General features: G+C 72.0%; 24 protein-coding genes and 1 pseudogene. 10 read left to right on the top strand and 15 right to left on the bottom strand.

Annotated elements, in window-relative coordinates:
- Positions 1–24: 24 nt before the first annotated feature.
- From rplT to infC, 3 genes are all read right to left on the bottom strand, one after another.
- Positions 25–420, bottom strand: a complete 396-nt coding sequence (rplT, locus tag O1G21_RS30810; RefSeq protein ID WP_030055649.1) for a 50S ribosomal protein L20 — start codon at positions 418–420, stop codon at positions 25–27.
- 109 nt (positions 421–529) lie between these two features.
- Complete coding sequence (gene rpmI, locus O1G21_RS30805) at positions 530–724, bottom strand: 50S ribosomal protein L35 (protein WP_270148263.1); 195 nt, start codon at positions 722–724, stop codon at positions 530–532.
- A 140-nt stretch (positions 725–864) separates the two neighbouring features.
- A complete protein-coding gene (gene infC / locus O1G21_RS30800) occupies positions 865–1,587 on the bottom strand; it encodes a translation initiation factor IF-3 (protein WP_270151347.1) in 723 nt (240 codons plus the stop codon).
- Positions 1,588–2,085: 498 nt separating this feature from the next.
- Between infC and O1G21_RS30795 the strand changes: the two genes are divergently transcribed.
- Entirely contained in the window at positions 2,086–2,463 is a 378-nt protein-coding gene (locus O1G21_RS30795) for a DUF1844 domain-containing protein (protein WP_270148261.1), read from the top strand.
- 51 nt (positions 2,464–2,514) lie between these two features.
- Here the strand turns inward: O1G21_RS30795 and O1G21_RS30790 are convergent, their stop codons facing one another.
- Positions 2,515–3,288 (bottom strand): SseB family protein, encoded by a 774-nt coding sequence (locus tag O1G21_RS30790; RefSeq protein ID WP_270148260.1) that lies wholly within the window; start codon positions 3,286–3,288, stop codon positions 2,515–2,517.
- 91 nt (positions 3,289–3,379) lie between these two features.
- Here O1G21_RS30790 and O1G21_RS30785 point away from each other — a divergent pair, with 91 nt between their 5' ends.
- The 3 genes from O1G21_RS30785 to O1G21_RS30775 all read left to right on the top strand — a co-directional run bounded on the left by O1G21_RS30785 (position 3,380) and on the right by O1G21_RS30775 (position 6,232).
- Complete coding sequence (locus tag O1G21_RS30785; protein ID WP_270148259.1) at positions 3,380–4,591, top strand: amino acid deaminase/aldolase; 1,212 nt, start codon at positions 3,380–3,382, stop codon at positions 4,589–4,591.
- Between the two features lie 61 nt (positions 4,592–4,652).
- Entirely contained in the window at positions 4,653–5,072 is a 420-nt protein-coding gene (locus tag O1G21_RS30780; RefSeq protein ID WP_270148258.1) for a hypothetical protein, read from the top strand.
- Positions 5,073–5,314: 242 nt separating this feature from the next.
- The gene (locus tag O1G21_RS30775) at positions 5,315–6,232 is read left to right on the top strand and encodes a lytic polysaccharide monooxygenase auxiliary activity family 9 protein (RefSeq protein ID WP_270148256.1); all 918 of its coding nucleotides are present in this window, start codon (positions 5,315–5,317) and stop codon (positions 6,230–6,232) included.
- A 166-nt stretch (positions 6,233–6,398) separates the two neighbouring features.
- Here O1G21_RS30775 and O1G21_RS30770 read toward each other — a convergent pair whose 3' ends face one another.
- The 4 genes and pseudogenes from O1G21_RS30770 to O1G21_RS30755 all read right to left on the bottom strand — a co-directional run bounded on the left by O1G21_RS30770 (position 6,399) and on the right by O1G21_RS30755 (position 10,049).
- On the bottom strand, positions 6,399–7,517 hold the full coding sequence (locus tag O1G21_RS30770) for a DUF2510 domain-containing protein (RefSeq protein ID WP_270148254.1): 1,119 nt from the start codon (positions 7,515–7,517) through the stop codon (positions 6,399–6,401).
- A 137-nt stretch (positions 7,518–7,654) separates the two neighbouring features.
- Entirely contained in the window at positions 7,655–8,440 is a 786-nt protein-coding gene (locus O1G21_RS30765; protein ID WP_270151346.1) for a 3-oxoacyl-ACP reductase, read from the bottom strand.
- Between the two features lie 22 nt (positions 8,441–8,462).
- Positions 8,463–8,615, bottom strand: a pseudogene (locus O1G21_RS30760) (aldehyde dehydrogenase family protein); the annotation flags it as partial.
- Positions 8,616–8,663: 48 nt separating this feature from the next.
- Positions 8,664–10,049 carry a glutamine synthetase family protein gene (locus O1G21_RS30755; RefSeq protein ID WP_270148252.1) on the bottom strand — a complete coding sequence of 462 codons (1,386 nt, stop codon included), beginning with the start codon at positions 10,047–10,049 and terminating at the stop codon, positions 8,664–8,666.
- A gap of 155 nt (positions 10,050–10,204) precedes the next feature.
- On the opposite strand from O1G21_RS30755, the gene O1G21_RS30750 reads away from it, so the two are divergent.
- The 3 genes from O1G21_RS30750 to O1G21_RS30740 all read left to right on the top strand — a co-directional run bounded on the left by O1G21_RS30750 (position 10,205) and on the right by O1G21_RS30740 (position 13,123).
- Positions 10,205–10,963 (top strand): gamma-glutamyl-gamma-aminobutyrate hydrolase family protein, encoded by a 759-nt coding sequence (locus O1G21_RS30750; protein WP_270148250.1) that lies wholly within the window; start codon positions 10,205–10,207, stop codon positions 10,961–10,963.
- A 118-nt stretch (positions 10,964–11,081) separates the two neighbouring features.
- Positions 11,082–12,161 (top strand): cation diffusion facilitator family transporter, encoded by a 1,080-nt coding sequence (locus O1G21_RS30745; protein ID WP_270148249.1) that lies wholly within the window; start codon positions 11,082–11,084, stop codon positions 12,159–12,161.
- Positions 12,162–12,220: 59 nt separating this feature from the next.
- The gene (locus O1G21_RS30740; protein WP_270151345.1) at positions 12,221–13,123 is read left to right on the top strand and encodes a 5'-3' exonuclease; all 903 of its coding nucleotides are present in this window, start codon (positions 12,221–12,223) and stop codon (positions 13,121–13,123) included.
- Between the two features lie 333 nt (positions 13,124–13,456).
- Here O1G21_RS30740 and O1G21_RS30735 read toward each other — a convergent pair whose 3' ends face one another.
- Complete coding sequence (locus tag O1G21_RS30735) at positions 13,457–16,312, bottom strand: DEAD/DEAH box helicase (protein WP_270151343.1); 2,856 nt, start codon at positions 16,310–16,312, stop codon at positions 13,457–13,459.
- Between the two features lie 283 nt (positions 16,313–16,595).
- On the opposite strand from O1G21_RS30735, the gene O1G21_RS30730 reads away from it, so the two are divergent.
- Positions 16,596–16,970, top strand: coding sequence for a hypothetical protein (locus tag O1G21_RS30730; RefSeq protein ID WP_270148247.1), 375 nt, complete (start codon positions 16,596–16,598; stop codon positions 16,968–16,970).
- Between the two features lie 29 nt (positions 16,971–16,999).
- Complete coding sequence (locus O1G21_RS30725; protein WP_270148245.1) at positions 17,000–17,332, top strand: ArsR/SmtB family transcription factor; 333 nt, start codon at positions 17,000–17,002, stop codon at positions 17,330–17,332.
- A gap of 4 nt (positions 17,333–17,336) precedes the next feature.
- Here O1G21_RS30725 and O1G21_RS30720 read toward each other — a convergent pair whose 3' ends face one another.
- Entirely contained in the window at positions 17,337–18,527 is a 1,191-nt protein-coding gene (locus O1G21_RS30720) for an aminotransferase class V-fold PLP-dependent enzyme (protein ID WP_270148243.1), read from the bottom strand.
- 150 nt (positions 18,528–18,677) lie between these two features.
- Here O1G21_RS30720 and O1G21_RS30715 point away from each other — a divergent pair, with 150 nt between their 5' ends.
- Positions 18,678–19,055, top strand: a complete 378-nt coding sequence (locus O1G21_RS30715) for a YrdB family protein (protein ID WP_270148242.1) — start codon at positions 18,678–18,680, stop codon at positions 19,053–19,055.
- Between the two features lie 337 nt (positions 19,056–19,392).
- Here the strand turns inward: O1G21_RS30715 and O1G21_RS30710 are convergent, their stop codons facing one another.
- The 5 genes from O1G21_RS30710 to O1G21_RS30690 all read right to left on the bottom strand — a co-directional run bounded on the left by O1G21_RS30710 (position 19,393) and on the right by O1G21_RS30690 (position 25,166).
- Entirely contained in the window at positions 19,393–20,370 is a 978-nt protein-coding gene (locus tag O1G21_RS30710) for an ABC transporter ATP-binding protein (protein ID WP_270148240.1), read from the bottom strand.
- A complete protein-coding gene (locus O1G21_RS30705; protein ID WP_270148239.1) occupies positions 20,370–21,374 on the bottom strand; it encodes an ABC transporter ATP-binding protein in 1,005 nt (334 codons plus the stop codon). The genes O1G21_RS30710 and O1G21_RS30705 overlap by 1 nt, the downstream gene beginning before the upstream one ends.
- 77 nt (positions 21,375–21,451) lie before the next feature.
- Positions 21,452–22,438: an ABC transporter permease gene (locus tag O1G21_RS30700; protein ID WP_270148237.1), complete on the bottom strand. Its 987-nt coding sequence runs from the start codon at positions 22,436–22,438 to the stop codon at positions 21,452–21,454.
- Positions 22,435–23,403, bottom strand: coding sequence for an ABC transporter permease (locus O1G21_RS30695; RefSeq protein ID WP_270148236.1), 969 nt, complete (start codon positions 23,401–23,403; stop codon positions 22,435–22,437). Before O1G21_RS30695 ends, O1G21_RS30700 begins: the two co-directional genes overlap by 4 nt.
- A gap of 11 nt (positions 23,404–23,414) precedes the next feature.
- Positions 23,415–25,166, bottom strand: coding sequence for an ABC transporter substrate-binding protein (locus O1G21_RS30690; protein ID WP_270148235.1), 1,752 nt, complete (start codon positions 25,164–25,166; stop codon positions 23,415–23,417).
- Positions 25,167–25,210: the final 44 nt, after the last annotated feature.

The following is a 25,210-nucleotide window of genomic DNA, read 5'->3' as shown; positions in this document are numbered from 1 at the left end:
CAGAGCTCAACCGATCTCGGAAGATCAGGCGGCGTCGGCGGCAGCCTTCGGGGCGTTCACGTCGGCCGGCAGCGCCTTCTGGGCGACCTCGACCAGGGAGGCGAACGCACCCGGGTCGTTGACGGCCAGGTCGGCCAGCATCTTGCGGTCGATCTCGACGCTGGCGGCCTTCAGGCCCTGCACGAAGCGGTTGTAGGTGATGCCGTTGGCACGGGCCGCAGCGTTGATGCGCTGGATCCACAGCTGACGGAAGTCGCCCTTGCGCTTCTTGCGGTCGTTGAAGTTGTAGACCAGCGAGTGGGTGACCTGCTCCTTGGCCTTGCGGTACAGGCGCGAACGCTGGCCACGGTAGCCGCTGGCGCGCTCCAGGATGACCCGGCGCTTCTTGTGGGCGTTGACTGCCCGCTTGACGCGTGCCACTTGATTACTCCTTGGGTTGGACCACGGACTGCTTCACGTGGTCCGTCATTCGAATGGGTCGGGAAGGATCAGCTGCCCCGCACGCGGCTCGCGCCGGGCGGGAGGGCGATCACTTGCCGAGAAGCTTCTTGATCTTCTTGGCGTCAGCGGGGGCCATCTCGACCGTCCCGGCCAGCTTGCGGGTCAGCGTCGAGGGCTTGTGCTCCAGGAGGTGGCGGCGGCCGGCGCGCTCGCGCACCACCTTGCCGGAGCCAGTGATCTTGAAGCGCTTGCTGGCGCCACTGTGCGTCTTCTGCTTCGGCATTTCGCCGTTTCTCCTCGTCAGTCCCGTCCGCGCCCGCGCGACCTGCGCCGCGCGGGCGTGAACTGGATGGATCTGTGGTGACCGGGCGGGACGCCCCGTCACCCTGGGGGCCGACCCCGGACCGCCGTGAGCCTCGCGGCTCAGGCGCCCTGGGGAGCGGCCGGCTGCTCGACCGGGGCGTCCTGCTCCTCGACCGGGGCGTCCTGCGCCTCGGTCTCGGCGCCCTCGGCCGCCAGGTCCTCGGCCGCCGCGTCGTCGTCCGCGGCGGCGGCGTCGGAACCGGTGGTCCGGCCCAGCCGCTCGGCCTTGCGGGCGTCCGCGAGGGCGCGGGCCTCGGCCATCGCCTCGGTCTTCTTCTTGTGCGGGCCAAGAACCATGATCATGTTCCGGCCGTCCTGCTTCGGCGAGGACTCGACGAAGCCCAGCTCCTGGACGTCGTCGGCGAGCCGCTGCAGCAGACGGAAGCCCAGCTCGGGGCGGGACTGCTCACGACCACGGAACATGATCGTGATCTTGACCTTGTCACCCTGCTTGAGGAACCGGACGACGTGACCCTTCTTGGTGTCGTAGTCGTGCGGGTCGATCTTCGGCCGGAGCTTCATCTCCTTGATGACCGTGTGCGCCTGGTTCTTGCGCGCCTCACGGGCCTTCATGGCCGACTCGTACTTGAACTTGCCGTAGTCCATGAGCTTGCACACCGGCGGCCGGGCGGTCGCCGCGACCTCGACCAGGTCGAGGTCGTACTCCTGCGCGAGCTCCAGCGCCTTGGCAAGCGGCACGATGCCGACCTGCTCGCCGCTGGGACCGACGAGTCGCACCTCCGGGACGCGAATCCGGTCGTTGATGCGGGGCTCGGTGCTGATGGGGCCTCCTCGGTTGCACCTTCTGCGATGCGGCCGTCGGACGGCGGTCGCACGTAGTGGACTCGACCACTGGGCGGGGCTTCATTCGTGCTGCGCTGCCCGGTGCTGGTTTTCGACACCTGGTGCACCGCGACACGAAAAAAGCCCCGCTCGGTACAAGCGGGGCTCCACACAACCGGGGGCGGCGTCCGGTGAGGGACGCTGCGGGCGACTCGACGCCGTGGCGCCCGTCGCGGACCGGACCCGTCGACCGCGAGGCCGATCAGGTGGGAGACTTTCGCGGTTGCCCTCTCGGGCCTCCTGTAGTGGAGCCTCCACTTGCTGGCCAGGTGCCCATGCGGGATCCCGGCCGGTCAGTCTCGAAGCTTACAGCGTCACGCCGTCGAACGCTATTCCGCCCCGGCCCGCCGCCTTCCCGGCGCACTGCCCTCCCGGCGCGTCCGGGGCCCCCTTGTACGCTCCACCTGTACCCACACCGCACGACGGAACGAGCCACCCTTGAGCAGCGAGCCCACCCAGAACCCCGGCGCGGACGACGACGCGATCGGCTTCGACGACCTCACCCGCGACATCGCCGAGGTCCCGGCCGTCGAGGTGATCACCACCGTCGCGGTGCACCTGATGAGCGCGGCCGCGGTCAAGTGCGGTCTGGCCGAGGGCGGCGAGAAGGACAAGGACCTGGACGAGGCCCGCAAGCTGATCACCGCGCTCGCCGGGCTGGTCACCGCCGGCGCCCCGGAGATCAGCAACTTCCACGCGGCCCCGCTGCGGGACGGGCTGCGCTCGCTGCAGCTGGCCTTCCGCGAGGCCTCGCTCGTGCCGGACGCGCCGGGCGCGGGGCCGGGCGAGAAGTTCACCGGGCCGGTCTACAGCTGAGCGGTTCTCACGGGACCACCTACGAAGTTTCGTAGGTGGTCCCGTTCGTTCCTACCGCCGGTACAGCGGCTCCCCCGGCAGCTCCGCGCTCGCCGGCAGCACCGCGAGGTCCAGCCCCCGGTCCAGCCGCACCCGCAGCACCGGGTCCCCGGCCACCGCCCGGCCGACCCGCTGCGCGGCCGCCTGCAGCCCCGACCGGTCCAGCGCCGGGTCGAACACCACCGCGAGCACCCCGTCCGCGTCCTCCGACGGCGCCAGCAGCCCGCTGAGCACCTGCGGCTCCGCCGCCAGCAGCGCCCGGACCGCCTCCCGCACCTGCGGGTCCCGCACCGGCGGCAGGTACGGACGGTTCTCCGCCAGCGCCCGCAGCCGGGCACCGCTCAGCAGGAAGGGCACCGGCCCCGCCGGGTCGATCAGCAGCGTGTCGGCGCGCTCGGAGAACGCCACCATCGCGGCCTGCGGGGCCGCCGTCGGCGCCGGACGGGCATCGGCGCGCCAGCGGGCGAGCGACTCGAGCGACGTGAAGGCAGGCAGTGCGCGACGCCCGTCCGGGGCCTCCAGCACCGGGACGGCCATGTCGCTGCTCTTGTCGTGCTTGTGCCCGTGCTCGTCCACCTCGACCTCGCCGAGGAGGGCGACGATCGGGACCATCAGCCGGGTCGGGGTCAGCGCCGCCAGCACCTCGGGCTCGGCCGTACGGTCCTGCGACCAACGGGCGAGGGCCGCGGTCAGCGCCGGGTCCGCCGTGCCGTCGTCGTCGGAGAAGCCGGGATTCGGGATGCTCTTGCCGACGAACGCCGGGTTGGAGAAGTCTTTGCGGTCCACCCGGCCGACCCTATGCCACCGCCGGCCACCGCCCGCATTTCCCCGCACGCGACCTCTACCCACGGGTAGCCGCCTGTGGCACCCTGCGCGCATGGTCATCCTCGTTGCACCCACTCCGGTTTCCGACCGGCACCGGTACGACCGGGCCACCGCCCACCTGGACGGGCCGGTGGCCGTGGTGGACCTCGCCGCCTTCGACGCCAACGCCGCCGACCTGGTGCGCCGGGCGGGCGGCAAACCGATCCGGGTGGCCAGCAAGTCGCTGCGCTGCCGGGCCCTGCTGGAACGGGTGCTGGCCGTGGACGGCTTCGCCGGGGTGATGAGCTTCACCCTGGACGAGTCGCTCTGGCTGGCCCGTACCGGAGTGCGCGACGTCCTGCTCGCCTACCCCTCCACCGACCGGACCGGCTACGCCGAACTGACGGCCGACCCGGAGCTGGCCCGCCGGGTCACCGTCGTACTGGACGACCCGGCCCAACTGGACCTGATCGACAAGGCCCGCGCCGGCGACGCCGAGGTGCGGGTCTGCCTGGAGCTGGACACCGCACTGCACCTGCTCGGCGGGAGGGTCCGGGTCGGCGCCCGGCGTTCGCCGCTGCGCACCCCGGAGGAACTCGGCGCCTTCGCCGAACTCGTCCAGCGCCGCCCGGGCTTCCGGGTGGTCGGCCTGATGGCGTACGAGGGGCACGTCGCCGGGGTGGGCGACCGGATCCCGGGGCGGCCGGTGCGCTCGCAGCTGATCCGGCTGATGCAGGCCAGGTCGCGGACCGAGCTGGCCGAGCGGCGCGCGGCGGCGGTCCGGCGGCTGCGACAGGTGGCCGAGCTGGAGTTCGTCAACGGCGGCGGCACCGGCAGCGTGGAGTCCACCGTGGCCGAACGCGCCGTCACCGAGGTCGCCGCCGGCTCCGGGCTCTACGCGCCGCGGCTCTTCGACAACTACCGCTCCTTCCGGGGCCGTCCGGCCGCGCTGTTCGGCCAGCCGGTGGTGCGCCGCCCCGGTGTCGGGGTGGTGACGGTGCTCGGCGGCGGCTACCCGGCCTCCGGCGCGGCCGGGCCGGACCGCTCGCCGGTGCCGTACCTTCCGGTGGGGCTGCAGTACGACCCGATGGAGGGCGCGGGCGAGGTGCAGACCCCGCTGATCGGCCCGGCCGCCGACGACCTGCTGATCGGCGACCGGGTCTGGTTCCGGCACGCCAAGGCGGGCGAGCTGTGCGAGCGCTTCGCGGAGTTGCACCTGATCGAGGGGGACCGGGTCGTCCGGAGCGTGCCGACCTACCGGGGTGAGGGGAAGACGTTCCTCTGACCAGCAGGCCCGCGATGCCCTACCGTGATGTCAACTACTGTGGCAGCGAAGAGGGAGCGGCATGGAAACCGAGATCGCGGACCTTGCGACGAGGGGCGCGACCGCACTGGTCGGCCTGATGGTCACCGAGGCCTGGGCGCGGGTCAAGCCGCGCTTCGCAGCCCTGTTCGGACGCGACCGGGAGGAGGAGATCTCACAGGAGCTGGACGAAATCCAGAGCGAGATCGCCGAGGCCCCGGAGGCCCGCGACGCCCAAGTCCCCCAGTGGCAGCGGCGACTGCGGCTGCTACTGCAGAACAACCCGGAAGCAGCCACCCAACTCCGGCAGATCCTGGATGAGTTCACGTCGAAGTCGCCGGAGCAGCCGTCCACCGTGATCCACAACGAGCTCAAGGACATGACCGTCCACGGCTCCGTCATCCAGGTCGGCAAGGGCAAGGTCGTCCAGGCCGACACGATCAACGGCAACCTGAACTTCTGACCTTTCCCCAGCCTTAAGTGGGCCCGATGGAACGCCTAACCCGGGCGTCCCGCCGGGCCTTTGCGCTGCTCCGAAGCCTACAGTCGGTCAACAAGCCCGAGTCACACGGCTATTGCCATCTGGTCCAGACCAATCCTACGCTCTGGCCGGGGGTCCGCGATCCGGGCCGACGACCCCCGAACGGGCAGGCGTGTCCGCTCCCCCACACCCGCCCGGAACGACGGTCAAGGAGTCCCCACCCCATGTCCATCAAGCGAAGTGCCCTGTCCGTCGGCGTGGTCGGCGCCGCGGTGCTCGCGGTGGCCGCGACCACCGCCGGTACCGCCAGCGCCCACGGCACCATGACCGGCCCGGTCAGCCGGATCGCCGCCTGCTACGCCGAGGGCCCCGAGCACCCGGTGTCCCAGGTCTGCAAGGACCTCGTCGCCGCCGGCGGCACCCAGCCGCTGTACGACTGGAACGAGGTCAACATCGCCAACGCCGACGGCAACCACCAGGCGCTGATCCCGGACGGCCGGCTCTGCTCGGCCAACCGCGACAAGTACGCGGCCCTGGACTGGCCGCGCACCGACTGGCCGGCCACCCCGGTCAGCGCGGGCGCCTTCACCTTCCAGTTCCGCACCACCGCGCCGCACGTCGGCACCCAGACCGTCTACCTCACCAAGCAGGGCTACGACCCCACCCAGCCGCTGAAGTGGTCCGACCTCGACCCGACCCCGGTGGCCCAGGCACAGGTCGACCGCACCGCCGTCAACGGGTACTACACCTACTCGGGCACCCTGCCGAAGCGCACCGGCCGCCAGTTGCTCTACATGATCTGGCAGCGCAGCGACAGCCCGGAGGCGTTCTACAGCTGCTCCGACGTGGACTTCGGCACCTCCGGCGCCACCACCACCGCCGTCTCGTCGCTCGCCGCCCCGGCCGCGCCCAGCGACGCCCAGATCGCCGCCGACGCGCCCAGGTCGACGGTCGCCCACCACGGCCACGGCGGGGATCCGAACGCCCCTGCCGGCCAGCCGCTCCCGACCACCACCGCGGCCGTGGCCGGCACCTCCGCCACCGGTCCGCTGCTGCTCGCCGGTGCCGCCGCGCTCGGCGCCGGCTGGGCGGGGATGGTGCTCCGGCGCCGTCGCATCGAGGCTGTTCGACGCGACTCCTGACGCCGGACGACGCGGGGCCGGACCGGCCAACCCCCGTCCGGTCCGGTTCCGTGGCCCCCGACCGTCCGCCGGACTGACGGGCCGACGAGCCGACGGGCTCAACGGCGACGACCCACCCGGAGGGATTCCTCCCGGGTGGGCCGTCGCGGTGTGAGGAGCGGGGGGCTCAGGTGGTCTCGGTGCCGGAGCCGTCGGGGCTGCTGCCGGAACCGGAACCGCCGCCGGAGCCCGGCTTGCCGGGGAGGCTCGGGATCTTGCCCTTGAAGTCGGCGATGCCCTTGACGATGGTGTCCATCACCGCGACGTCCGGCGCCTTGTCGGCGATGTCGAAGCCGAAGTGCACCGAGATCAGGTTCTTGCCGTCGGTGGACGGGAAGACCACGGTCTCCACGTAGCCGCTGTTGCCCTTGGCCACGTCCACCTTCCAGCGGACCAGGTAGCCGTCCTGGCCGTTGACCTTCACGGCCTCGGACTTGAGCTCCTGGTGCCCGGTGATGTCGCGGTAGGCGTCCTTGGCGGCGCGGTCGATGTCCGCCTTGGCCGCCGCCTGGGGATCGGTGCCGCCCCCGTCGATCCGGCCGGTGTTCGCCCCGCCGAGCGTGCAGTCGGAGCCGTCCGGGCACTTGTAGTCGCCGATGGTCAGCGCGGCGTAGCCGTCCTTGGTCGTGCCGGCCTGCCAGCCGGAGGGGACGGGCAGGGTGAGCCCGTTCACCAGGTCGATCGCCTTCCCGGCGCCCGGCCTGGCCTTCCCGCTGCCATTCCCGCCGCCCTTGCCGTTCCCCCCGCCCTTGCCGTTTCCGCCGCCGAGGCCCGGGAAGCCGAACAGCCCGTCCCCGCCGTCGTTCGGCGCGGGCTGGGCCCGGGCGGCGCTGTGCTTCGGGCCGCCGTCGTGCTTCCCGTCCATCGCCAGGTAGGTGATCCCCGAGCCGGCGCCGAGGCCCAGCACGGCGGCCACGGCGGTGGCCACCACCAGCTTGGAGGGCTTGCGCCAGGCCTTGCGCGGCGGTTGGGCGGGCGTCGCGCCGTACCCGGCGCCGAACGGCGGCGGCTCCGGGTAGCGGACCGTCGGCCCGCCGTCCAGGACCTCGCCCTCCAGCACCCTGGGCTGCTCCGCCGTCTCCGGCGCCGGGGCCGCGGCGGCCGGGGGCTCCGGCTGCGGGGCGTCCGAGGGTGCGGGCCGGGTCTCGGCCGTCCAGCCCTTGCCGTCCCACCAGCGCTGCGGTCTCGGGTCGCTGGCGGTGTCCTTCGGGTCCGGGTACCACCCGGCGGGAATCTGCTCACTCACAGCAAAGAATGTAAAGGTAGCCGGATAAACGCGAAATCAGCGTAGCCGGGAATTCCGAGGGTTTTCGATGAGATTACGGTGAGAAGCCACTCGATGGCCCAGCCGGGCCCACCGGTGGCACCCACGGTGCCAACGGCCTACAACGGGGTGACGTACGCCCCGGAGATGCCGCCGTCCACCAGGAACTCGCTCGCGGTGATGAACGAGGAGTCGTCGCTGGCCAGGAAGGCCACCGCGGCGGCGATCTCCTCGGCCCGGGCGAACCGGCCGAGCGGGATGTGCACCAGCCGGCGGGCGGCCCGCTCCGGGTCCTTGGCGAACAGCTCGCGCAGCAGCGGGGTGTCCACCGGCCCGGGCGACAGCGCGTTCACCCGGATCCCCTCCCGGGCGAACTGCACGCCCAGCTCGCGGGACATCGCCAGCACCCCGCCCTTGGAGGCGGTGTACGAGATCTGCGAGGTGGCCGCGCCCATCCGGGCCACGAAGCTGGCGGTGTTGATGACCGAGCCGCGCCCGTGCCGGCGCATGTACGGCAGCGCGGCCTTGCAGCACAGGTAGACCGAGGTCAGGTTGACCTCCTGGACCTTGCGCCAGGCGTCCAGGCCGGTGGTCAGGATCGAGTCGTCCTCCGGCGGCGAGATGCCCGCGTTGTTGAAGGCGACGTCCACGCTGCCGTAGGTCTCGTACGCCTCGTCGAACAGCGCCTCGACCATGTACGGGTCGGTGACGTCGGTGTGCACGAACAGCCCGCCGGTCTCCTTGGCGGCCGCCCGTCCGGTCTCCTCGTCCAGGTCCGCGCAGACCACCTTCGCCCCCTCGGAGGCGAGCCGGCGGGCGGCTGCCAGGCCGATCCCGCTGCCCGCGCCGGTGACCACGGCGGTGCGGCCGACCAGGCGGCGGCAGACGACGTCGTTCTCGCTCATCGGACTGGGGCTCATCGGACTGTCACTCCTCGCTGTGGATCCAGACGTTCTTGGTCTCGGTGAAATGGCGCAGCGCGTCCGGTCCCAGCTCGCGGCCCACCCCCGACTCGCCGAAACCGCCGAAGGGCGTCCAGTGGCGCACCGAGGAGTGCGAGTCGACCGACAGGTTGCAGCTCTCCCGGGCCGGGTTGCGGACGGCACTGCCCGGCGAGTCGGTCATGCCTCACATCCGTTCGAAGGACCGGTAGCGCTCCCAGTCGGTGACGGCCCCGTCGTAGGCGGCCTGTTCGACCCGGGCCATGTTCAGGTAGTGCTCGACCACGTCGTCGCCGAAGGCCGTCCGGGCCAGCTCGCTCTGCCCCCACAACTCGGCCGCCTCGCGCAGGGATCCGGGCACCCGGGGGTACTCCTCCACGGCGTAGGCGTTGCCCAGGCAGGGCGCGGGCAGGTCGAGTTTGCGCTGCAGTCCGTGCAGGCCGGCCGCGATCATCCCGGCCACCGCGAGGTAGGGATTGACGTCGCCGCCGGGCACCCGGTTCTCCATCCGCAGGCCCGGGCCGTGGCCGACCACCCGGTAGGCGCAGGTGCGGTTGTCCCGGCCCCAGGCGACGGCCGTCGGGGCGAAGGAGCCCGGGCGGTAGCGCTTGTAGGAGTTGATGTTCGGCGCGTACAGCAGGCTGAACTCGCGCAGCGCGACGAGCTGTCCGGCCAGGAAGTGCCGCATGGTGTCGGTCATCCGGCCGTCCCGGTCCGCGAAGGCGGGGGCGCCGACGGCGTCGCGCAGCGACAGGTGGATGTGGCAGCTGTTGCCCTCGCGCTCGTCGTACTTGGCCATGAAGGTGAGCGCGCAGCCCTGTTGGGCGGCGATCTCCTTGGCGCCGGTCTTGTAGACGCTGTGCTGGTCGCAGGTGGTGAGGGCGTCGGCGTAGCGGAAGGCGATCTCGTGCTGGCCCAGGTTGCACTCGCCCTTGGCGGACTCGACGGTCAGCCCGGCGCCCGCCATCTCGTTGCGGATCCGGGACAGCAGCGGCTCGACGCGGGCGGTGCCGAGCATCGAGTAGTCCACGTTGTAGAGGTTCGCCGGGGTCAGGCCGCGGTAACCGCCCAGCCAGGCCTGCTCGTAGGTGTCGCGGAAGACCAGGAACTCCAGTTCGGTGCCGATGTCCGCGGCCAGTCCGTACTCGGCGAGCCGGGCGATCTGGCGGCGCAGCAGCTGGCGCGGGGCGGCGTCCACCGGGTGGCCGCCGTGCCGGGCCAGGTCGGCGGTGACCTGGGCGGTGCCGGGCTGCCAGGGGGTCAGCCGCAGGGTGCCGAGGTCGGGGCGCATCGCGAAGTCGCCGTAGCCGGTGGCCCAGGAGGAGAAGGCGTAGCCGTCCACGGTGTTCAGGTCCACGTCCACGGCCAGCAGGTAGTCGCAGGCCTCGGCGCCGTGCTCCGCCACCTCGTCGAGGAAGAAGCGGGCGGCGAATCGTTTGCCCTGCAGGCGGCCCTGCATGTCGGTGAAGGCGAGCGCGACGGTGTGCACCTCGCCCGCGTCCACCAGGGTGCGCAGTTCGTCCAGGGTCAGTGGCGGCCGGGGCCGCGATCCCGTGGCGGCGTTCTCGGGCATGCCGGAACCCTCCTCCTCGATCACTCTTCGAGATCAAGCGGTCACAGCGAACCGTACGGCCTGCGGCTCACGGCGCGGAAGAGGGCGGACGGGTGTGGCGCGCCGACACGCGTGATTGACGAAGTATCAGACGATACGGGTGGAGAATGCCCGCCATGGATCGCAGGCCTTTCATCGGCGTCAGCACCTACCTGGTGGACGCGAGTTGGAGCGACTGGCGGGACCGGCGCGTCGCCCTGGTGCCGGAGCGGTACACCGCGTACGTGCAGGACTCCGGCGGCATCGCCGTTCTGCTTCCGCCCGACGCCCCCGAGCGCGCGCCCGAGGTGCTCGCCCGGCTCGACGCCCTCGTCATCGTCGGCGGGCCGGACATCGACCCGGCCTACTACGGGGAGCCGGCCCACCCGTTGACGGAGGTGGACTCGCCGCAGCGGGACGCCTGGGAGGTCGCCCTGCTGCGCGGCGCCCTGGCGGCGGGCATGCCGGTGCTGGGCATCTGCCGGGGGATGCAGATCCTGAACGTGGTCTGCGGCGGGACGCTGGTGCAGCACCTGCCGGACGTCGTGGACGTCGACGTCCACGGCGGTTCGCCGGGGCGCTACGGCACCCACCTGGTGCGGCCCGTACCGGGGACCCTGGTCGGCGGGCTGCTGCCGGAGAGCGAACTGGAGGTGCCGACCTTCCACCACCAGGCGGTCGGCCGGCTGGGCACGGGGCTGCGGGTGGGTGCCCTCGCCCCGGACGGAACGGTGGAGGCGGTCGAGGGGCCGGGGTTCACGGTGGGGGTGCAGTGGCACCCGGAGCAGGGCGACGACCTGCGGGTGATGCGGGCCCTGGTCCAGGCCGCCACCGCGGCGGCGCTGGACGCGGTGTCGCTGGACGCAGCGTCGCTGGACGCGGTGGCGCTGGGCTGAACGGCAACGACAACGGTCACCAGTACAGCCTTTGGATCTTTGTCGATTCTGCGGTTCACTTCGAGTGCGGGGCGATCGCGCCCGCCGCCTCCCACCCGTGCGTCCAGAGAGGACTTCGATGGCCGGGCACGAGCATTCCCATGACCATGCGCATGACCACCTGACCGCGCCCGGCCGCAGTCACAACCACGGCAACGGGCACGGCGGCCACTCGCACGGCGGCCACGGCGGCCACTCGCACGGCGTCGCCGCCGACGCCGACCGCCGCTGGCTGGTCAGCGCCCTCGCCCTGATCCTCGTCTTCATGGCCGGCGAGGTCGTGGTCGGCTTCGCCGCCCAGTCGCTGGCCCTGATCTCGGACGCGGCGCACATGCTCACCGACGCCGCCTCGATCGTGCTCGCCCTGGTCGCCATGCGGCTCGCCGCCCGCCCGGCCCGAGGCGGCTACACGTACGGGCTCAAGCGTGCCGAGATCCTCTCCGCGCAGGCCAACGGCGTGACGCTGCTGGTGCTGTCCGCCTGGCTCGGCTACGAGGCGATCACCCGGCTGATCGAGCCGCCCGAGGTCACCGGCTCACTGGTGCTGGCCACCGCGCTGATCGGGATCGTGGTCAACCTGGCCGCCACCTGGTGCATGTCGAAGGCCAACCGCAGCTCGCTGAACGTCGAGGGCGCCTTCCAGCACGTGCTCACCGACCTGTACGCCTTCGTCGCCACCGCCGTGGCCGGTGTGATCATGCTGACCACCGGCTTCGTCCGGGCCGACGCCATCGCCTCGCTGATCGTCGTCGCGCTGATGCTCAAGGCGGGCATCGGCCTGGTCCGGGACTCCGGGCGGATCTTCCTGGAGGCCGCCCCCGCCGGGATCGACCCGGACGCGGTGGCCGACCGGCTGGTCACCGAGCCGCTGGTCGAGGAGATCCACGACCTGCACATCTGGGAGATCACCTCCAACCAGCCGGCCCTGTCCGCGCACATCCTGGTCACCCCCGGCGGCGACTGCCACGCCGTCCGGCGCGCACTGCAGCGCCGACTGGCCCAGGAGTACGGCATCACCCACAGCACCCTCCAGGTCGACCACGTCGGCGAGGACGAGGCCGGCGCGCTGCTGCAGATCGCCGCCCCGGGCGATCCGGCCGCCGAACACTGCGCCGACGCCCACGGCCCGGTGCACCGCGCCGGCCCGCACGAGCACTGAGAACCGGGTCTTCGTCAGCGCGGTGCGGCATGATCTGAGACGTGACCGCACCGCGACTGATGCTGCTCGACTCCGCCAGCCTGTACTTCCGCGCCTACTACGGCGTACCGGACACCCTGCGCTCGCCGCAGGGCGAGCCGGTCAACGCCGTCCGCGGCCTGCTGGACTTCATCGCCCGGCTGGTCCACGACCACCGGCCCGATCAGTTGGTGGCCTGCATGGACGCCGACTGGCGCCCCCAGTGGCGGGTGGACCTCGTCCCCTCCTACAAGACCCACCGGGTCGCCGAGGCGGCCGTCGACGGCGAGGAGGCGGTGCCGGACACCCTCGCCCCGCAGGTCCCGGTGATCGAGCAGGTGCTGGACGCCCTCGGCATCGCCCGGGTCGGCTCCCCCGGCTACGAGGCCGACGACGTCATCGGCACCCTCACCGCCCGCGCCAAGGGCCCGGTGCAGATCGTCACCGGCGACCGTGACCTCTTCCAACTGGTCGACGACGCCCGGCAGATCACCGTGCTCTACCCGGTCAAGGGCATGGGCAACCTGCAGACCACCGACGACGCGCTGCTGCTCGAGAAGTACGGCGTGCGCGGCGCCCAGTACGCCGACATGGCCGCCCTGCGCGGCGACCCGTCGGACGGCCTGCCCGGTGTCAAGGGGATCGGCGAGAAGACCGCCGCCCAACTGATCAACGAGTACGGCGACCTCGCGGCCATCCGCGCCGCCGCCCTCGACGTCGCCTCCAAGCTCACCCCCGCCCGCCGCCGCAACATCGTCGAGGGCGCCGCCTACCTCGACGTCGCCCCCACCGTCGTCCGCGTCGCCTCCGACGCCCCCCTCCCCGACTTCGACCCCGCCCTCCCCCGCGAACCCCTCGACCCGATGACCCTCGAACACCTCTCCACCCGCTGGGGCCTCGGCACCTCCCTGGACCGCCTCCTGGAGGCTCTCGCCACGCGCTGAGCATCCCACGCACCCGTTGGGCCCCGCGCCGAAACCGTCTTCCTGGAACACGGCGCCTCCTCGCACGCGGGCAACCAAGGATCCCCACCACCGCCGGCGCCTTCAGATGGTTGTGCGTCGCCGGCCTCGCCCAGCATCCACCGTCGTAAACGGCAAGAGGGGCGTGGTCGGCGGCCTCGCTCGGGTCGAGAGAGGCCGCCGAAAGGCCAAGGTCAAGCCCTTCTCTGCGCAGGAAGTCGGCCGAATCGACTTCCTGCGCAACCCCGCACAACTCCGGTGCCGCTTCGGCGGGAGCCGAAGCGGCGACGGGCGGGCGGTGGGGGGGTGGGCCGGTCAGCCCACCGAGGAGTAGGCGATGATGCCGCGGCGGAGGCCGTCGACGGCCTTGCGGGCGGTCTTGCGGAGGTCGGCGTCCGCGCCGGCGGCGTCCTGGATCTGGCCGAGGACGTCGATGAGTTGCTTGGTCCAGCGGACGAAGTCGCCGGCGGGCATGTCGGCGTCGCGCAGGACCTGGTCGAGGTTGTGGCCGAGGGCCCAGCGGTAGGCGACCCAGGCGAAGCCGAGGTCGGGTTCGCGCTGGCCGACGCCCTCGGCGGTGTTGATCCGGTGCTGCTCCTCCAGGGCGTCCAGGTGGCCCCAGATGCGGACCATCTGGCCGAGTGCCTCCTTGGCCGCACCCTCCGGCACCCGGGGGGCGCCGGCATCGTCGGCCTGGCGCGACTCGTAGACCAACGCCGAGGCGCAGGCGGCGAGTTCGGCGGCGGCGAGGCCGCTCCAGACGCCCTCGCGGATGCACTCGGAGGCGAGCAGGTCGAGTTCGCCGTAGAGCCGGCCAAGCCGCTTGCCGTCGTCGGTGACGGTGTCGCCCTGGAGGTAGCCGAGGTCGGTGAGCAGTGCGCAGACCCGGTCGAAGGTGCGGGCGATGGTGTGGGTGCGGGAGCGCATCCGGCGTTCCAGCAGTTCGGTGTCGCGGTGCAGCCGGTGGTAGCGCTCGGCCCAGCGGGCGTGGTCCTCGCGGTCGGAGCAGCCGTGGCACGGGTGTTGGCGCAGTTCGGCGCGCAGCCGGGTGATCTCCGGGTCGTCGGCGGCGGCCGCGCGGCCGCGCCGGAACCGCTCGGGTTCGAGGTGGCCGGCCTTGGTGCGCAGCGCGGACGCGAGGTCACGCCGGGACTGGGGGCTGCGCGGGTTGAAGGACTTGGGGATGCGCAGGCGCTCGATCGCGGCGACCGGGTACGGGAAGTCGATCATGGCGAGCCGCTTGACCTGCCGTTCGGCGGTGAGCACCACCGGGCGCGGGCCGTCCTGGAAGTCGGGGTGGCGCGGGCCGCCCCGGCCGGAGCGGTTGACCGGCGGCAGGCCCGGGTCGAGGACCAGGGCGAGGCCGGCGAACTTGCCGGTGGGGACGTGGATGACGTCGCCGGGCTTGAGCTGCTCGATGGACTCGATGGCGGCGGCGCGGCGCTGGCTGGTGCCCTCGCGGGCCAGTTCGTTCTCGCGGTCCTTGAGCCGGCGGCGCAGTTCCATGTACTCGTCGAAGTCGCCGAGGTGGCAGGTCATCGACTCGCGGTAGCCCTCCAGGCCCTCCTCGTTGCGCTGCACCTGGCGGGCGATGCCGACCACCGAGCGGTCGGCCTGGAACTGGGCGAAGGAGGTTTCCAGCAGTTCGCGCGAGCGGTGCCGGCCGAACTGGGAGACCAGGTTGACGGCCATGTTGTACGACGGCCGGAACGAGGACTTGAGCGGGTAGGTGCGGGTGCCGGCGAGGCCGGCCAGGGCCTCCGGGTCGAGGCCGCGCTGCCAGAGCACGACGGCGTGGCCCTCGACGTCGATGCCGCGCCGCCCGGCCCGGCCGGTGAGCTGGGTGTACTCGCCGGGGGTGATGTCGGCGTGGGTCTCGCCGTTCCACTTGACCAGCTTCTCCATGACCACCGAGCGGGCCGGCATGTTGATGCCGAGGGCCAGGGTCTCGGTCGCGAAGACGGCCTTGACCAGGCCCTTCACGAAGAGCTCCTCGACGACCTCCTTGAACCGGGGCAGCATCCCGGCGTGGTGGGCGGCGATGCCGCGCTCCAGCCCGTCCAGCCACTCGAAGTAGCCGAGGACGTGCAGGTCCTCGTCCGGAATGTCGGCGCAGCGGTCCTGGACGATGGCGCGGACCTGGGCGCGCTCGGCCTCCTTGTTGAGCCGCAGGCCGGAGCTGAGGCACTGCTGGACGGCGGCCTCGCAGCCGGCCCGGCTGAAGATGAAGGTGATGGCGGGCAGCAGGCCCTCGGCGTCGAGCCGGTCGATGACGTCGACCCGGCCCGGCGTCCAGACCCGGCCGGGACGGCCGTTGGGCATGGAGCGGCCCCGACCGCGGCCGAAGCGGTCGCGCGGGTTGCGGTCGAGCTCGGAGCGGGCGAGCCGGACCAGCTCGGGGTTGACGGCCTTGCCGGGGTTCTTGAGGTTGTTCTTGGGGCGGCCGTCCCGGTCGGGGTTGGCGAACAGGTCGTACATCCGGTTGCCGGCCATCACGTGCTGCCACAGCGGCACCGGACGGGTCTCGGAGACGATCACCTTGGTGCCGCCGCGGACGGTGTCCAGCCAGTCGCCGAACTCCTCGGCGTTGGAGACGGTCGCGGAGAGCGAGACGAGGGTGACCGACTCGGGGAGGTGGATGATGACCTCCTCCCAGACGGCGCCGCGGAAGCGGTCGGCGAGGTAGTGCACCTCGTCCATCACGACGTAGCCGAGGCCGTCGAGGGTGCTGGAGCCCGCGTAGAGCATGTTGCGCAGCACCTCGGTGGTCATCACCACCACGGGTGCGTCGCCGTTGACGGTGTTGTCGCCGGTGAGCAGGCCGACCTTGGCGGCGCCGTAGCGCTTGACCAGGTCGCCGTACTTCTGGTTGGACAGCGCCTTGATCGGCGTGGTGTAGAAGCACTTGCGGCCCGCGGCGAGGGCCAGGTGCACGGCGAACTCGCCGACGATGGTCTTCCCGGAACCGGTGGGGGCGGCGACCAGCACGCCCGATCCGGCCTCCAGCGTCTCGCAGGCCTCCAGCTGGAAGTCGTCCAGCGGGAAGTCGTACAGCTGCTGGAAGCCGTACAGGGCGGTGGCCTGCTCCTTGGCCCGGCGACGGCTGGCCGCGTACGCCTCGGCGGGGCTGAGCTCCTGGTCTTCCTGGGGCTCTGGATCGGGGGTGTTCATCGCCGTCCGGGTGTGGTTGGTGTGATCTCGCATCTCAGCGAGAGGTTACCCGGGTGGAGTGACATCGATAGCACCGTTTTCCGCGCGAGGAGATCACTCCTCTCCCAGATCCATAGTTGCAAATGTCTTCAAATGATCAGGACCGAGCCAGATCCGAACGTCTCCGGTCATCCGCGGTGGAGCGCGGAGGTTGCTCCCTACCTTCGGATGCCACGGCACCCGATCTTCGAGTGCCACGGCACCCGCGGGTGCCCCGGTCACCACTCACGGGAGGACAGCCACGATGGCGAACCTGGAGATGTCCCTCAAGGAAGCCATGGCGATCGACGGCGCGATCGGCGTCGCCCTGGTCGACTACGGCAGCGGGATGGCCCTCGGCAGCCTCGGCGACGGCGGCGAGATGGACCTCAACGTCGCCGCCGCCGGCAACACCGACGTGGTCCGCGCCAAGATGCGGGCGATGGAGATGCTCAACCTGCACGACAACGAGATCGAGGACATCCTGATCAGCCTGACCAACCAATACCACATGGTCCGGCCGATCACGACGCCCAGCGGGCGCGGCTTGTTCCTGTTCCTGGCCCTCAACCGCAGCCGCTCCAACCTCGCGATGGCCCGCCACCAGCTGAAGCGGATCGAACTCGCGCTGGAGATCTGAGCCCGCCGACACCAGGGAAGGGGGGCCTCGTGACGGTGGCGCTGTACCAGGCCAAGGCCGAGTTCTTCCGGATGCTCGGCCATCCCGTCCGGATCCGGGTGCTGGAGCTGCTCCAGGCCGGACCGAAGCCCGTCCGCTGTCTGCTCACCGAGCTGGAGGTCGAGCCCTCCAGCCTGTCCCAGCAGCTCGCGGTGCTGCGCCGGTCCGGCATCGTCACCGCCACCCGGGAGGGCAGCACGGTGGTCTACGCGCTGGCCGGCGGCGACGTCACCGACCTGCTGCGGGCAGCCCGGCGGATCCTCACCGGGCTGCTCGCCGACCGGGACGTCCTGCTCGCGGAGCTGCGGGCGGCCGGCGACTGACCCTTCAGTCCTTGAGGAACTCCGCGAGCCCGTCCGCGAGCCGCTCGTACTCCGCCGCCCGGTTGTACAGCTGGGCGCTGACCCGCAGCACCCCGCCGCCGGGCCACGGCCGGACCGCCACCCGGACGCCGAGCCGCTGCCACAGCCCGGCCATCAGCCCCCGGGCGGCCTGCTCGGTGTCGAACCGGCCCCGCGGCAGCCGTACGGCGCGCATCCACACCCCGGGCGTCGCGGGCAGCGCCCGCAGGCCGGCCCGCTCGACCAGCACCCGCTGGCCGTACGCGGCGAGCGCGGTGTTGTGCGCGGCGACCGCCTCCCGGCCCAGCTCGCGCAGCAGCTGGAAGCCGGCCGGGGCGGCCAGCCAGGAGGTGTAGTCGCAGGTGCCGCGCCACTCGACGCTGGCCGGGAAGCCCCGGTGGTGCTCCCAGGACAGCGCGAGCGGGCGCACCCGGGCGGTCCACTCGGGCCGCACGGACAGGACGCCGGTGGCGCGCGGGGCGAAAGCCCACTTGTGGAGGTTGCCGAACCAGAAGTCGGCGTTCGGGTCGACCGGCTCGGGCAGCATGCCGGGCGCGTGGGCGCCGTCCACCAGGGTGGTCACCCCGCGCTCGCGCAGCTCGGCGACCAGGGCCGGGGACGCCACCGTACGGGCGGTGGGCGAGGTGATCCGGTCCAGGATCGCGACGGCGGTGCGCCCATCGACGGCTGCGAGCACCGCCTCCCGGACGGCCCGCTCGTCCGGGGCGACCAGGGGCAGCTCGGCCACCACCAGTTCGGCGCCGGTCTCGGCGGCCTTGCGGGCGGCGGCCTGGGTGACCGCACCGTAGCCGTGGTCGGTGACCAGGATCCGGTCGCCGGGGGCGAAGGGGATGCTGTCCAGGGCGATCGCGGCCGCCTCGGTGACGTTGGCGACCAGCGCCAGCCGGTCCGGGTCGGTGGCCAGCTCGGCGGCGATCCGCACCCGGGCTCCGGCGATCCGGTCCGGCAGATCGGCGAAGAAGCCGTCCGGGTCCAGCTCGTGCTCGGTGCGCAGCGCCTCCTGCGCGCGCTGGACCGGGAGCGGCACGGCGCCGAAGGAGCCGTGGTTCAGGTGCGCGGTGTGCGGCGCGACGCTGAACAGGCCCTCGGCGGCGGGCAGCGGGGCCGGCGACTCGACGGTGCTCAGGTCCTCCGCGGTGCCCGGGTCCTCCGTCATGGCACTCTCCCCCTCGGTGGTGTGTGACATTTCATGCCACTCTACTGGCTGCCGACCGCGGATCCGTTGAGTCCGCCCGGGCCGCTCTGGGAGACTCCGCACAACCGCCGCCCGGGCCGGGCGGCTCGGCGAGACGGGGAGAGCGCGGGGATGAAGATCGCAATACCGGGCCCGGTCGGACAGCGGCAGTGGACCCCGCTGACGGCGACCAACGCGGGCCTCGCCTTCGGGCTGGAGCTCGGCATGCTGGCGGCGCTCTGCTACTGGGGGTTCAAGACCGGCTCCACCCTGGCGACCCGGCTGCTGCTGGGGATCGGCGCACCGGCCCTGGCGGCCACCGTCTGGGGCCTGTTCCTGGCCGCGGGCGGGCCGAAGTTCCGCCAGCCGCTGGGCGTGGAGATCGCGCTCAAGGTGCTGGTCCTGGAAACGGCGGCGCTGGCGCTGCACGCCTCCGGCCGGAGCACCCTGGCGGTGGTCTTCGCGGTGCTGGCGGTGGTCAGCGTGGCCGTGGAGTACACCACGCGCTGACGGAACGGGAAGGCCCCGGACCTCCGCGACGAAAAGGCGGATCTCCCGCCGCCGGGCCGAGCAACTGCGCGCCCGACGCGACGAGTTGGAGCGGCTGGAGGCCGAACTGACCGGCTGCATCGGCTGCGGCTGCGTGTCGCTGCGCCGCCGCCGGGTGCTCGACCCGGACGACGGACTCGCCACCGAGGGGCCAGCGCCCCGGCGGCTGCCGCCTCCTGACGAACACCAGGAGGCGTGGAACCCGGTCGGACGCGGCCCTCGTGAGGTTCCCCACCGCGTCCGACCGGGGGCTTGTGGCGGCCCGCCCACCAGGCCCGCCGGAGCGGCCCTCAGGCCCTCAGGCCTCCGGGAAGTGGCAGGCGGCCTGCCGGCCACCCGTGCCGACGGCCTCCAGCAGCGGCCGCTCCGTCCGGCAGCGCTGCTGCGCCTTCGGGCAGCGCGGGTGGAAGCCGCACCCGGTGGGCGGGTCGGCCGGGCTCGGCGGGTCGCCGAGCAGCACGATCCGCTCCCTGGCCCGTTCCGCCGCCGGGTCCGGCAGCGGAACGGCGGACAGCAGCGCCCGGGTGTACGGGTGCGCCGGGTTGCCGTACACCTCGGCCTTGTCACCGATCTCCACGATCCGGCCCAGGTACATCACCGCGACCCGGTCGCAGACCCGCTTGACCACTGAGAGGTCGTGCGCGATGAACACGTACGCCAGGCCGAGCTCGCGCTGCAACTGCTCCATCAGGTTGACCACTTGGGCCTGGACGGAGACGTCCAGCGCGGACACCGGCTCGTCCGCGATCACCAGCTTGGGCGAGGTGGCCAGCGAGCGGGCGATGCCGATCCGCTGCGCCTGGCCGCCGGAGAACTCGTGCGGGTAGCGGTCGAGGTGCTCGGGGATCAGCCCGACCAGTTCCATCAGTTCGGCCGCCCGGCCGCGTGCCTCCTCGGCGCCCGTGCCCTGGACGAGCAGCGGCTCGGAGATGATCCGGGCCACCGTCTGCCGGGGGTTGAGCGAGGAGTACGGGTCCTGGAAGACCATCTGCAGGTGCCTCCGGTGCGGCCGCAGCCGCGCCTGGGAGAGGCCGCCGATCTCGGTGCCGTCGAAGGTGACGGTGCCCGAGGTCGGGTCGAGCAGCCGGACGATCATCCGCCCGGTGGTGGACTTGCCGCAGCCGGATTCGCCGACCAGGCCCAGGGTCTCGCCCGCGCCGACGTCGAAGCTCACCCCGTCCACGGCCCGGATCGGTGCGCCGGGCCGGCCGGTGCGCCCGCGCCGACCGGCGAAGGTCTTCACCAAGTCCCGTACGGAGAGCAGTGGTTCGGCCATCAGACGATCCCTTCCGGCACCAGCGGCAGGTGGCAGGCGGCGCGGTGGCCGGCGGCGGGCGGGCCGAGCCGGTCGAGCGACGGGCGCTCGGCCAGGCAGCGGGCGTGCTCCTCGGCGGACGCGCCGGTGGTGCGGGCGCAGCGCGGGGCGAAGGAGCAGCCGGGGGCGGAGACGAGCAGCGACGGCGGGCTGCCGGGGATGGCCCGCAGCGGGGCGTCGTCGGTGTCGTCCAGGCGCGGCAGCGAGTCCAGCAGGCCGCGGGTGTAGGGGTGCGCGGGTGCGGCGAACAGCCGTTCCGCCGGGGCCTGTTCGGCCGCCCGGCCGCCGTACATGACCAGTACCTCGTGGGCGACCCGGGCGACCACGCCCAGGTCGTGGGTGATCATCACGACGCCGAGGCCGCGGTCCTGCTGGATCCGGGCGATCAGGTCGAGGATCTGCGCCTGGACGGTGACGTCCAGGGCGGTGGTGGGCTCGTCGGCGATCAGCAGGTCGGGTTCGCAGGCGAGCGCCATGGCGATCATGACGCGCTGGCGCATGCCGCCGGAGAACTGGTGCGGGTACTCGTCGACCCGACGGGCCGGTTCCGGGATGCCCACCTCGGCCAGCATCTCGACCGCCTTGGCGCGCCCGGCCTTCCGGCCCGCCCGGAAGTGCACCCGGTAGTGCTCGGCGATCTGTTCGCCGACGGTGTAGAAGGGGTGCAGGCTGGACAGCGGGTCCTGGAAGATCATCGCGATCCGCCGGCCCCGGACGGCGCCCAGCTCCCGCTCCCCCAGTCCGGTCAGTTCCTGCCCGTGGAGCCGGATCGAGCCGCTGACGGCGGCCCCCCGGTGCAGGCCCATGACGGCCAGCGAGGTGACGGACTTCCCGCTGCCGGACTCGCCGACCAGCCCGAGGGTGCGCCCGGCCTCGACGGCGAAGGAGACGCCGTCCACGGCCCGTACGGTGCCGCGCGGGGTGTCGAAGGCGACCTTGAGGTCCTCGACTTCCAGCAGGCTCATGCGCCCGCCCCGCTTCGCTCGGCAGCCGCTTCGCCGAGGACGCACCTCTTGACGGTTCGCTCGCTCCGCTCGCTCACTCAGTACCTCACTCTCGGGTCGACGAACGCGTACAGCAGGTCCACCAGCAGGTTCGCGACGACGATGAAGGTGGCCGCGAGCAGGGTGACCCCGAGGATCACCGGCTGGTCGGAGCGGACCAGCGCGTCGTAGAAGAGCCGTCCGACGCCGGGCAGTCCGAAGATCGACTCGGTGATGACGGCGCCGGCCAGCAGCCCGCCGAGGTCCATCCCGAAGATGGTCAGGATCGGTGTCATCCCGGAGCGCAGCCCGTGTTTGACGGTCACCGTGCGCGGTGGCAGCCCCTTCGCCCGGGCGGTGCGGATGTACGGCTCGGCCATCGCCTCGATCATCGAGTTGCGGCTCTGCCGGGCGTACATGGCGGCGTACAGCAGGGCGAGGGCGATCCAGGGCAGCAGCAGGTTGGAGGCCCAGGCGACCGGGCCGTCGGTGAAGGCGTGGTACGACGGGTAGGGCAGCAGCCCGGCCGTCCTGACCACGCCCCAGATCAGCATGATCGAGGTGAAGTAGACCGGCAGCGAGGCCGCCCCGACCGAGAACACCATCAGGGTCTTGTCGACGGCCCCGCCCTTGCGCAGCGCCGAGGTGACGCCCGCGCCCAGGCCGAGGACCAGCCAGAGCAGGGACGCGCCGAGGGCGAGCGAGACGGAGACCGGCAGGCGGTCGGTGAGCAGCCCCCAGACCGGCAGCGAGTACTCGTAGGAGTAGCCGAGGCAGGGGAAGGCGCAGTGGGTGGCGCCGGGTCCGCTGCCGTAGTCGCGCCCGGCGAAGATGCCGGTCACGTAGGTGCCGAACTGTTCCCAGACCGGCTTGTCCAGGCCCATCGCGGCCTTGACCTCGGCGACCCGCTCGGGGCTGCAGGTCTTGCCGCAGGCGGCCACCGCCGGGTCGGCGGGCAGCAGGTAGAAGATGGTGAAGGTGATCGCGCAGATCGCCAGCAGGATGCCGAGCGCGCCGAGCAGCCGGCGGCCGAGGTAGAGGATCACGACCGGCCTCCCCGGGGGTCGAGGATGTCGCGCAGCGCGTCGCCGAGCAGGGTGAAGGCGAGCACGGCGAGGAACAGGAAGGCCGTCGGGATCAGGAAGTAGGTCGGGTCGGTCTCGTAGAAGCTGATGCTCTCGGCGATCATCTGGCCCCAGGAGGGGGTCGGCGGGCGCACGCCCACGCCGAGGTAGCTGAGCGCGGCCTCGGTGGCGATCATGCCGGGCACCAGCAGCGTGGTGTAGGCGATGACCGGGCCGGAGACGTTCGGCAGGATCTCCCGGGTGAGGATCCGCCAGGGGCGGGCGCCGCCGACCTTGGCGGCCTCGACGTACTCGCGGTGCTTGAGCGAGAGGGTCTGGCCGCGCACCACCCGGGCGATGCCGGGCCAGGTGAACAGCCCGATCACCAGAGTGATCAGCAGGATCCGGTTGACGTCCTTGGCCACCGACATCATCGAGATCATGAAGATCAGCGAGGGGAAGGACATGGTGAGGTCCATCAGCCGGGACAGCACGGTGTCGGTCCGCCCGCCGAAGTAGCCGGCCGCGATCCCGACCAGGGTGCCGGTGACCACCACCACGGCGGTGGCGGTGAAGGCGATCAGCAGCGAGACCTGGCCGCCGTGCAGCACCCGGGCGAACAGGTCGCGCCCGGTGGCGGGTTCGACGCCCAGCCAGTGCCGGGTGCCGATCCCGCCGAAGTCGCCGATCGGCTGGCCGCCCAGGTACGGGTCCACGGCGCGCTTGTCGAACTCCTCGGGGGTCCAGCCGCCGAGCTCGCTCAGCGGCTCGGCCAGGGCGGCGAGCAGGAGCAGCAGGACGACGGTGACCAGGCCGAACCGGGCCGAGCCCTTGGCCCAGAGCTGGTCCCAGACCAGCCGCCAGGGCCCTCTGCCGGAACGTTTCGGCGTGACCGGCCCGGCCGTTTCGGCCTCTTCGGCCGCGCCGGTATCGATGGTGGTACTCATCGAAGAAGCCCTCAGCCCTTGCTCTTGGAGGGGTCCTTGAGGCCGATCGTGGCGAAGTCCCACTGACCGGTCCACACCGGGGAGCCGAACGCCCCGGCCACGTTCGTCCCGGCCAGCAACGGGCGGCGCTGCCAGAGCATCGGCACGGTGGGCGCCTTCTTCATCAGGTCCTCGTTGAGCTGCACCCACGCCTTGTCGGCCTCGGTGACGTCGGACATCGCGTTGATCTGGTCGATCCGGTCCTCGGTGGCCTGGTCGCGGAACTGCTCGACGTTGCCCTGGTTGCCCTTCTCCTTGATGGTGCGGCCGTCGAAGACCATCGGCAGGAAGGTCGCACCGGACGGGTAGTCCGGACACCAGCCGACGATGGCCAGGTCGGGCGCGTTCTTGGTGTCGCCGATGGTGTCGTAGTAGACCGACGGGTCGGCGGTGGTGATGGTGACCTGCATGCCGGCCTTGGCCAGCGACTGCTGCAGCGCCTCGGCCCGGGTCTTGTCGCCGGTGGAGACGGTCAGCGAGAGCTTGAGGTCGGTCTTGCCCGCGTCCTTCAGCAACTGCTTGGCCTTCTCCGGGTCACCGGTGGAGGGGATCTTCAGCGGGTCCAGCTTGGTGCCGCCGGCCAGCGCGGGCGGCAGGTAGGAGGTCGCCACGTCGCCCATCGCCGGGCCGCCGTTCGCCGTCACCTGGGCGTCCCGGTCGACCGCGTACATCAGGGCCTCGCGCACCTTGGGGTCGTCGAAGGGCGCCTTGGAGGTGTTGGGGTACAGCATGTCGGTGCAGCCCTCCTGCTCGGCGATCAGCCGGGACTTCACGTCCGCCTTGGGCAGCACCTTGGAGACGGACTCCGGGCGCAGGTTCATCCACTCGACGGCGGAGGCGTCCGCGCCGTCGCTGGCGATGATCCGGTCGTCCACCTGGCCGCCCTTGAGGCCCTCGGTGACCACGATCCTGTCCGGGTACGCCTTGCGGACCGCGTCGGTGGACTGGTCCCAGTTGGTGTTGCGGACCAGGACCAGCTGCTTGCCGCGGTCGTAGGTCTCGATCTTGTACGGGCCGGAGGAGAACGGCCGCAGGTCGTACTGGGTGCCCTTGTCCTGGGACTGCGGCACCGGGGCGAAGGTCGGCAGGGTCGCGGTGTACGAGAACTCGGCGACCGGGCGCTTGAGGTGGAAGACCACGGTCTTGTCGTCCGGGGTCTCGATGCTCGCCAGGTGCTCGCCGTTCAGCGGGCCCTTGTAGTTCTCGCCGCCGGCCAGGTACTGCTCGGCGTAGTCGGGGCCGCCGGTGAGGTCGGGGGCGAAGGAGCGCTCGACGTTGTACTTGATGTCGGCGGACCTGATCGGCGTGCCGTCCTCGTACTTGACGCCGTCCTTGAGGGTGAAGGTCCAGGTCTTGCCGCCGTCCGAGGGCCGGCCGAGGTCGGTGGCGAGGTCCGGGACGATCTCGCTGCCCGCGGCGCCCGGTTCGGCCTTGAAGGTGACCAGGGTGCGGTAGAGCAGCCGGATGCCGAAGTCCATGTTCGGCATGGTCCAGTTGCGGGCCGGGTCGAGGTGGGCGAAGTCCTGGTTGGACAGCACGGTCAGGGTGCCACCCCTGACCGGGGTGCCGCCGACGATCGTCCCGGACGCGGCGCCCGGGGCCCGGGTGCTGCCGGCCGCGGCATCACCGCCGCTGTCGCTCTTGTCGTTCTTGCAGGCCCCGAGGCCGAGGGTGAGGGCCGCCGCGAGGGCCGTCGCGAGGAGGGCATGGGTGCGCCTGGTCATGTGCAACTCCGCTGTGGGGGGCCTGCTCTGGCCGCTCCGCTGTG

This window comes from Kitasatospora cathayae (genome assembly GCF_027627435.1).
Lineage (GTDB): Bacteria > Actinomycetota > Actinomycetes > Streptomycetales > Streptomycetaceae > Kitasatospora > Kitasatospora cathayae.
This window is presented reverse-complemented; position numbering and strand designations above follow the sequence as displayed.

What these genes read in the sequence shown, in the direction of transcription:
- O1G21_RS30775 (WP_270148256.1), top strand. Translation starts at nt 5,315, where the DNA reads ATGTCCATCAAGCGAAGTGCCCTGTCCGTCGGCGTGGTCGGCGCCGCG.
- O1G21_RS30755 (WP_270148252.1), bottom strand. Translation starts at nt 10,049, where the DNA reads ATGCCCGAGAACGCCGCCACGGGATCGCGGCCCCGGCCGCCACTGACC.
- O1G21_RS30780 (WP_270148258.1), top strand. Translation starts at nt 4,653, where the DNA reads ATGGAAACCGAGATCGCGGACCTTGCGACGAGGGGCGCGACCGCACTG.
- O1G21_RS30720 (WP_270148243.1), bottom strand. Translation starts at nt 18,527, where the DNA reads ATGACGGAGGACCCGGGCACCGCGGAGGACCTGAGCACCGTCGAGTCG.
- O1G21_RS30735 (WP_270151343.1), bottom strand. Translation starts at nt 16,312, where the DNA reads ATGAACACCCCCGATCCAGAGCCCCAGGAAGACCAGGAGCTCAGCCCC.
- O1G21_RS30705 (WP_270148239.1), bottom strand. Translation starts at nt 21,374, where the DNA reads ATGAGCCTGCTGGAAGTCGAGGACCTCAAGGTCGCCTTCGACACCCCG.
- rpmI (WP_270148263.1), bottom strand. Translation starts at nt 724, where the DNA reads ATGCCGAAGCAGAAGACGCACAGTGGCGCCAGCAAGCGCTTCAAGATC.
- O1G21_RS30730 (WP_270148247.1), top strand. Translation starts at nt 16,596, where the DNA reads ATGGCGAACCTGGAGATGTCCCTCAAGGAAGCCATGGCGATCGACGGC.
- O1G21_RS30690 (WP_270148235.1), bottom strand. Translation starts at nt 25,166, where the DNA reads ATGACCAGGCGCACCCATGCCCTCCTCGCGACGGCCCTCGCGGCGGCC.
- O1G21_RS30765 (WP_270151346.1), bottom strand. Translation starts at nt 8,440, where the DNA reads ATGAGCGAGAACGACGTCGTCTGCCGCCGCCTGGTCGGCCGCACCGCC.
- O1G21_RS30715 (WP_270148242.1), top strand. Translation starts at nt 18,678, where the DNA reads ATGAAGATCGCAATACCGGGCCCGGTCGGACAGCGGCAGTGGACCCCG.
- O1G21_RS30710 (WP_270148240.1), bottom strand. Translation starts at nt 20,370, where the DNA reads ATGGCCGAACCACTGCTCTCCGTACGGGACTTGGTGAAGACCTTCGCC.
- O1G21_RS30740 (WP_270151345.1), top strand. Translation starts at nt 12,221, where the DNA reads ATGCTGCTCGACTCCGCCAGCCTGTACTTCCGCGCCTACTACGGCGTA.
- O1G21_RS30695 (WP_270148236.1), bottom strand. Translation starts at nt 23,403, where the DNA reads ATGAGTACCACCATCGATACCGGCGCGGCCGAAGAGGCCGAAACGGCC.
- O1G21_RS30745 (WP_270148249.1), top strand. Translation starts at nt 11,082, where the DNA reads ATGGCCGGGCACGAGCATTCCCATGACCATGCGCATGACCACCTGACC.
- O1G21_RS30785 (WP_270148259.1), top strand. Translation starts at nt 3,380, where the DNA reads ATGGTCATCCTCGTTGCACCCACTCCGGTTTCCGACCGGCACCGGTAC.
- O1G21_RS30750 (WP_270148250.1), top strand. Translation starts at nt 10,205, where the DNA reads ATGGATCGCAGGCCTTTCATCGGCGTCAGCACCTACCTGGTGGACGCG.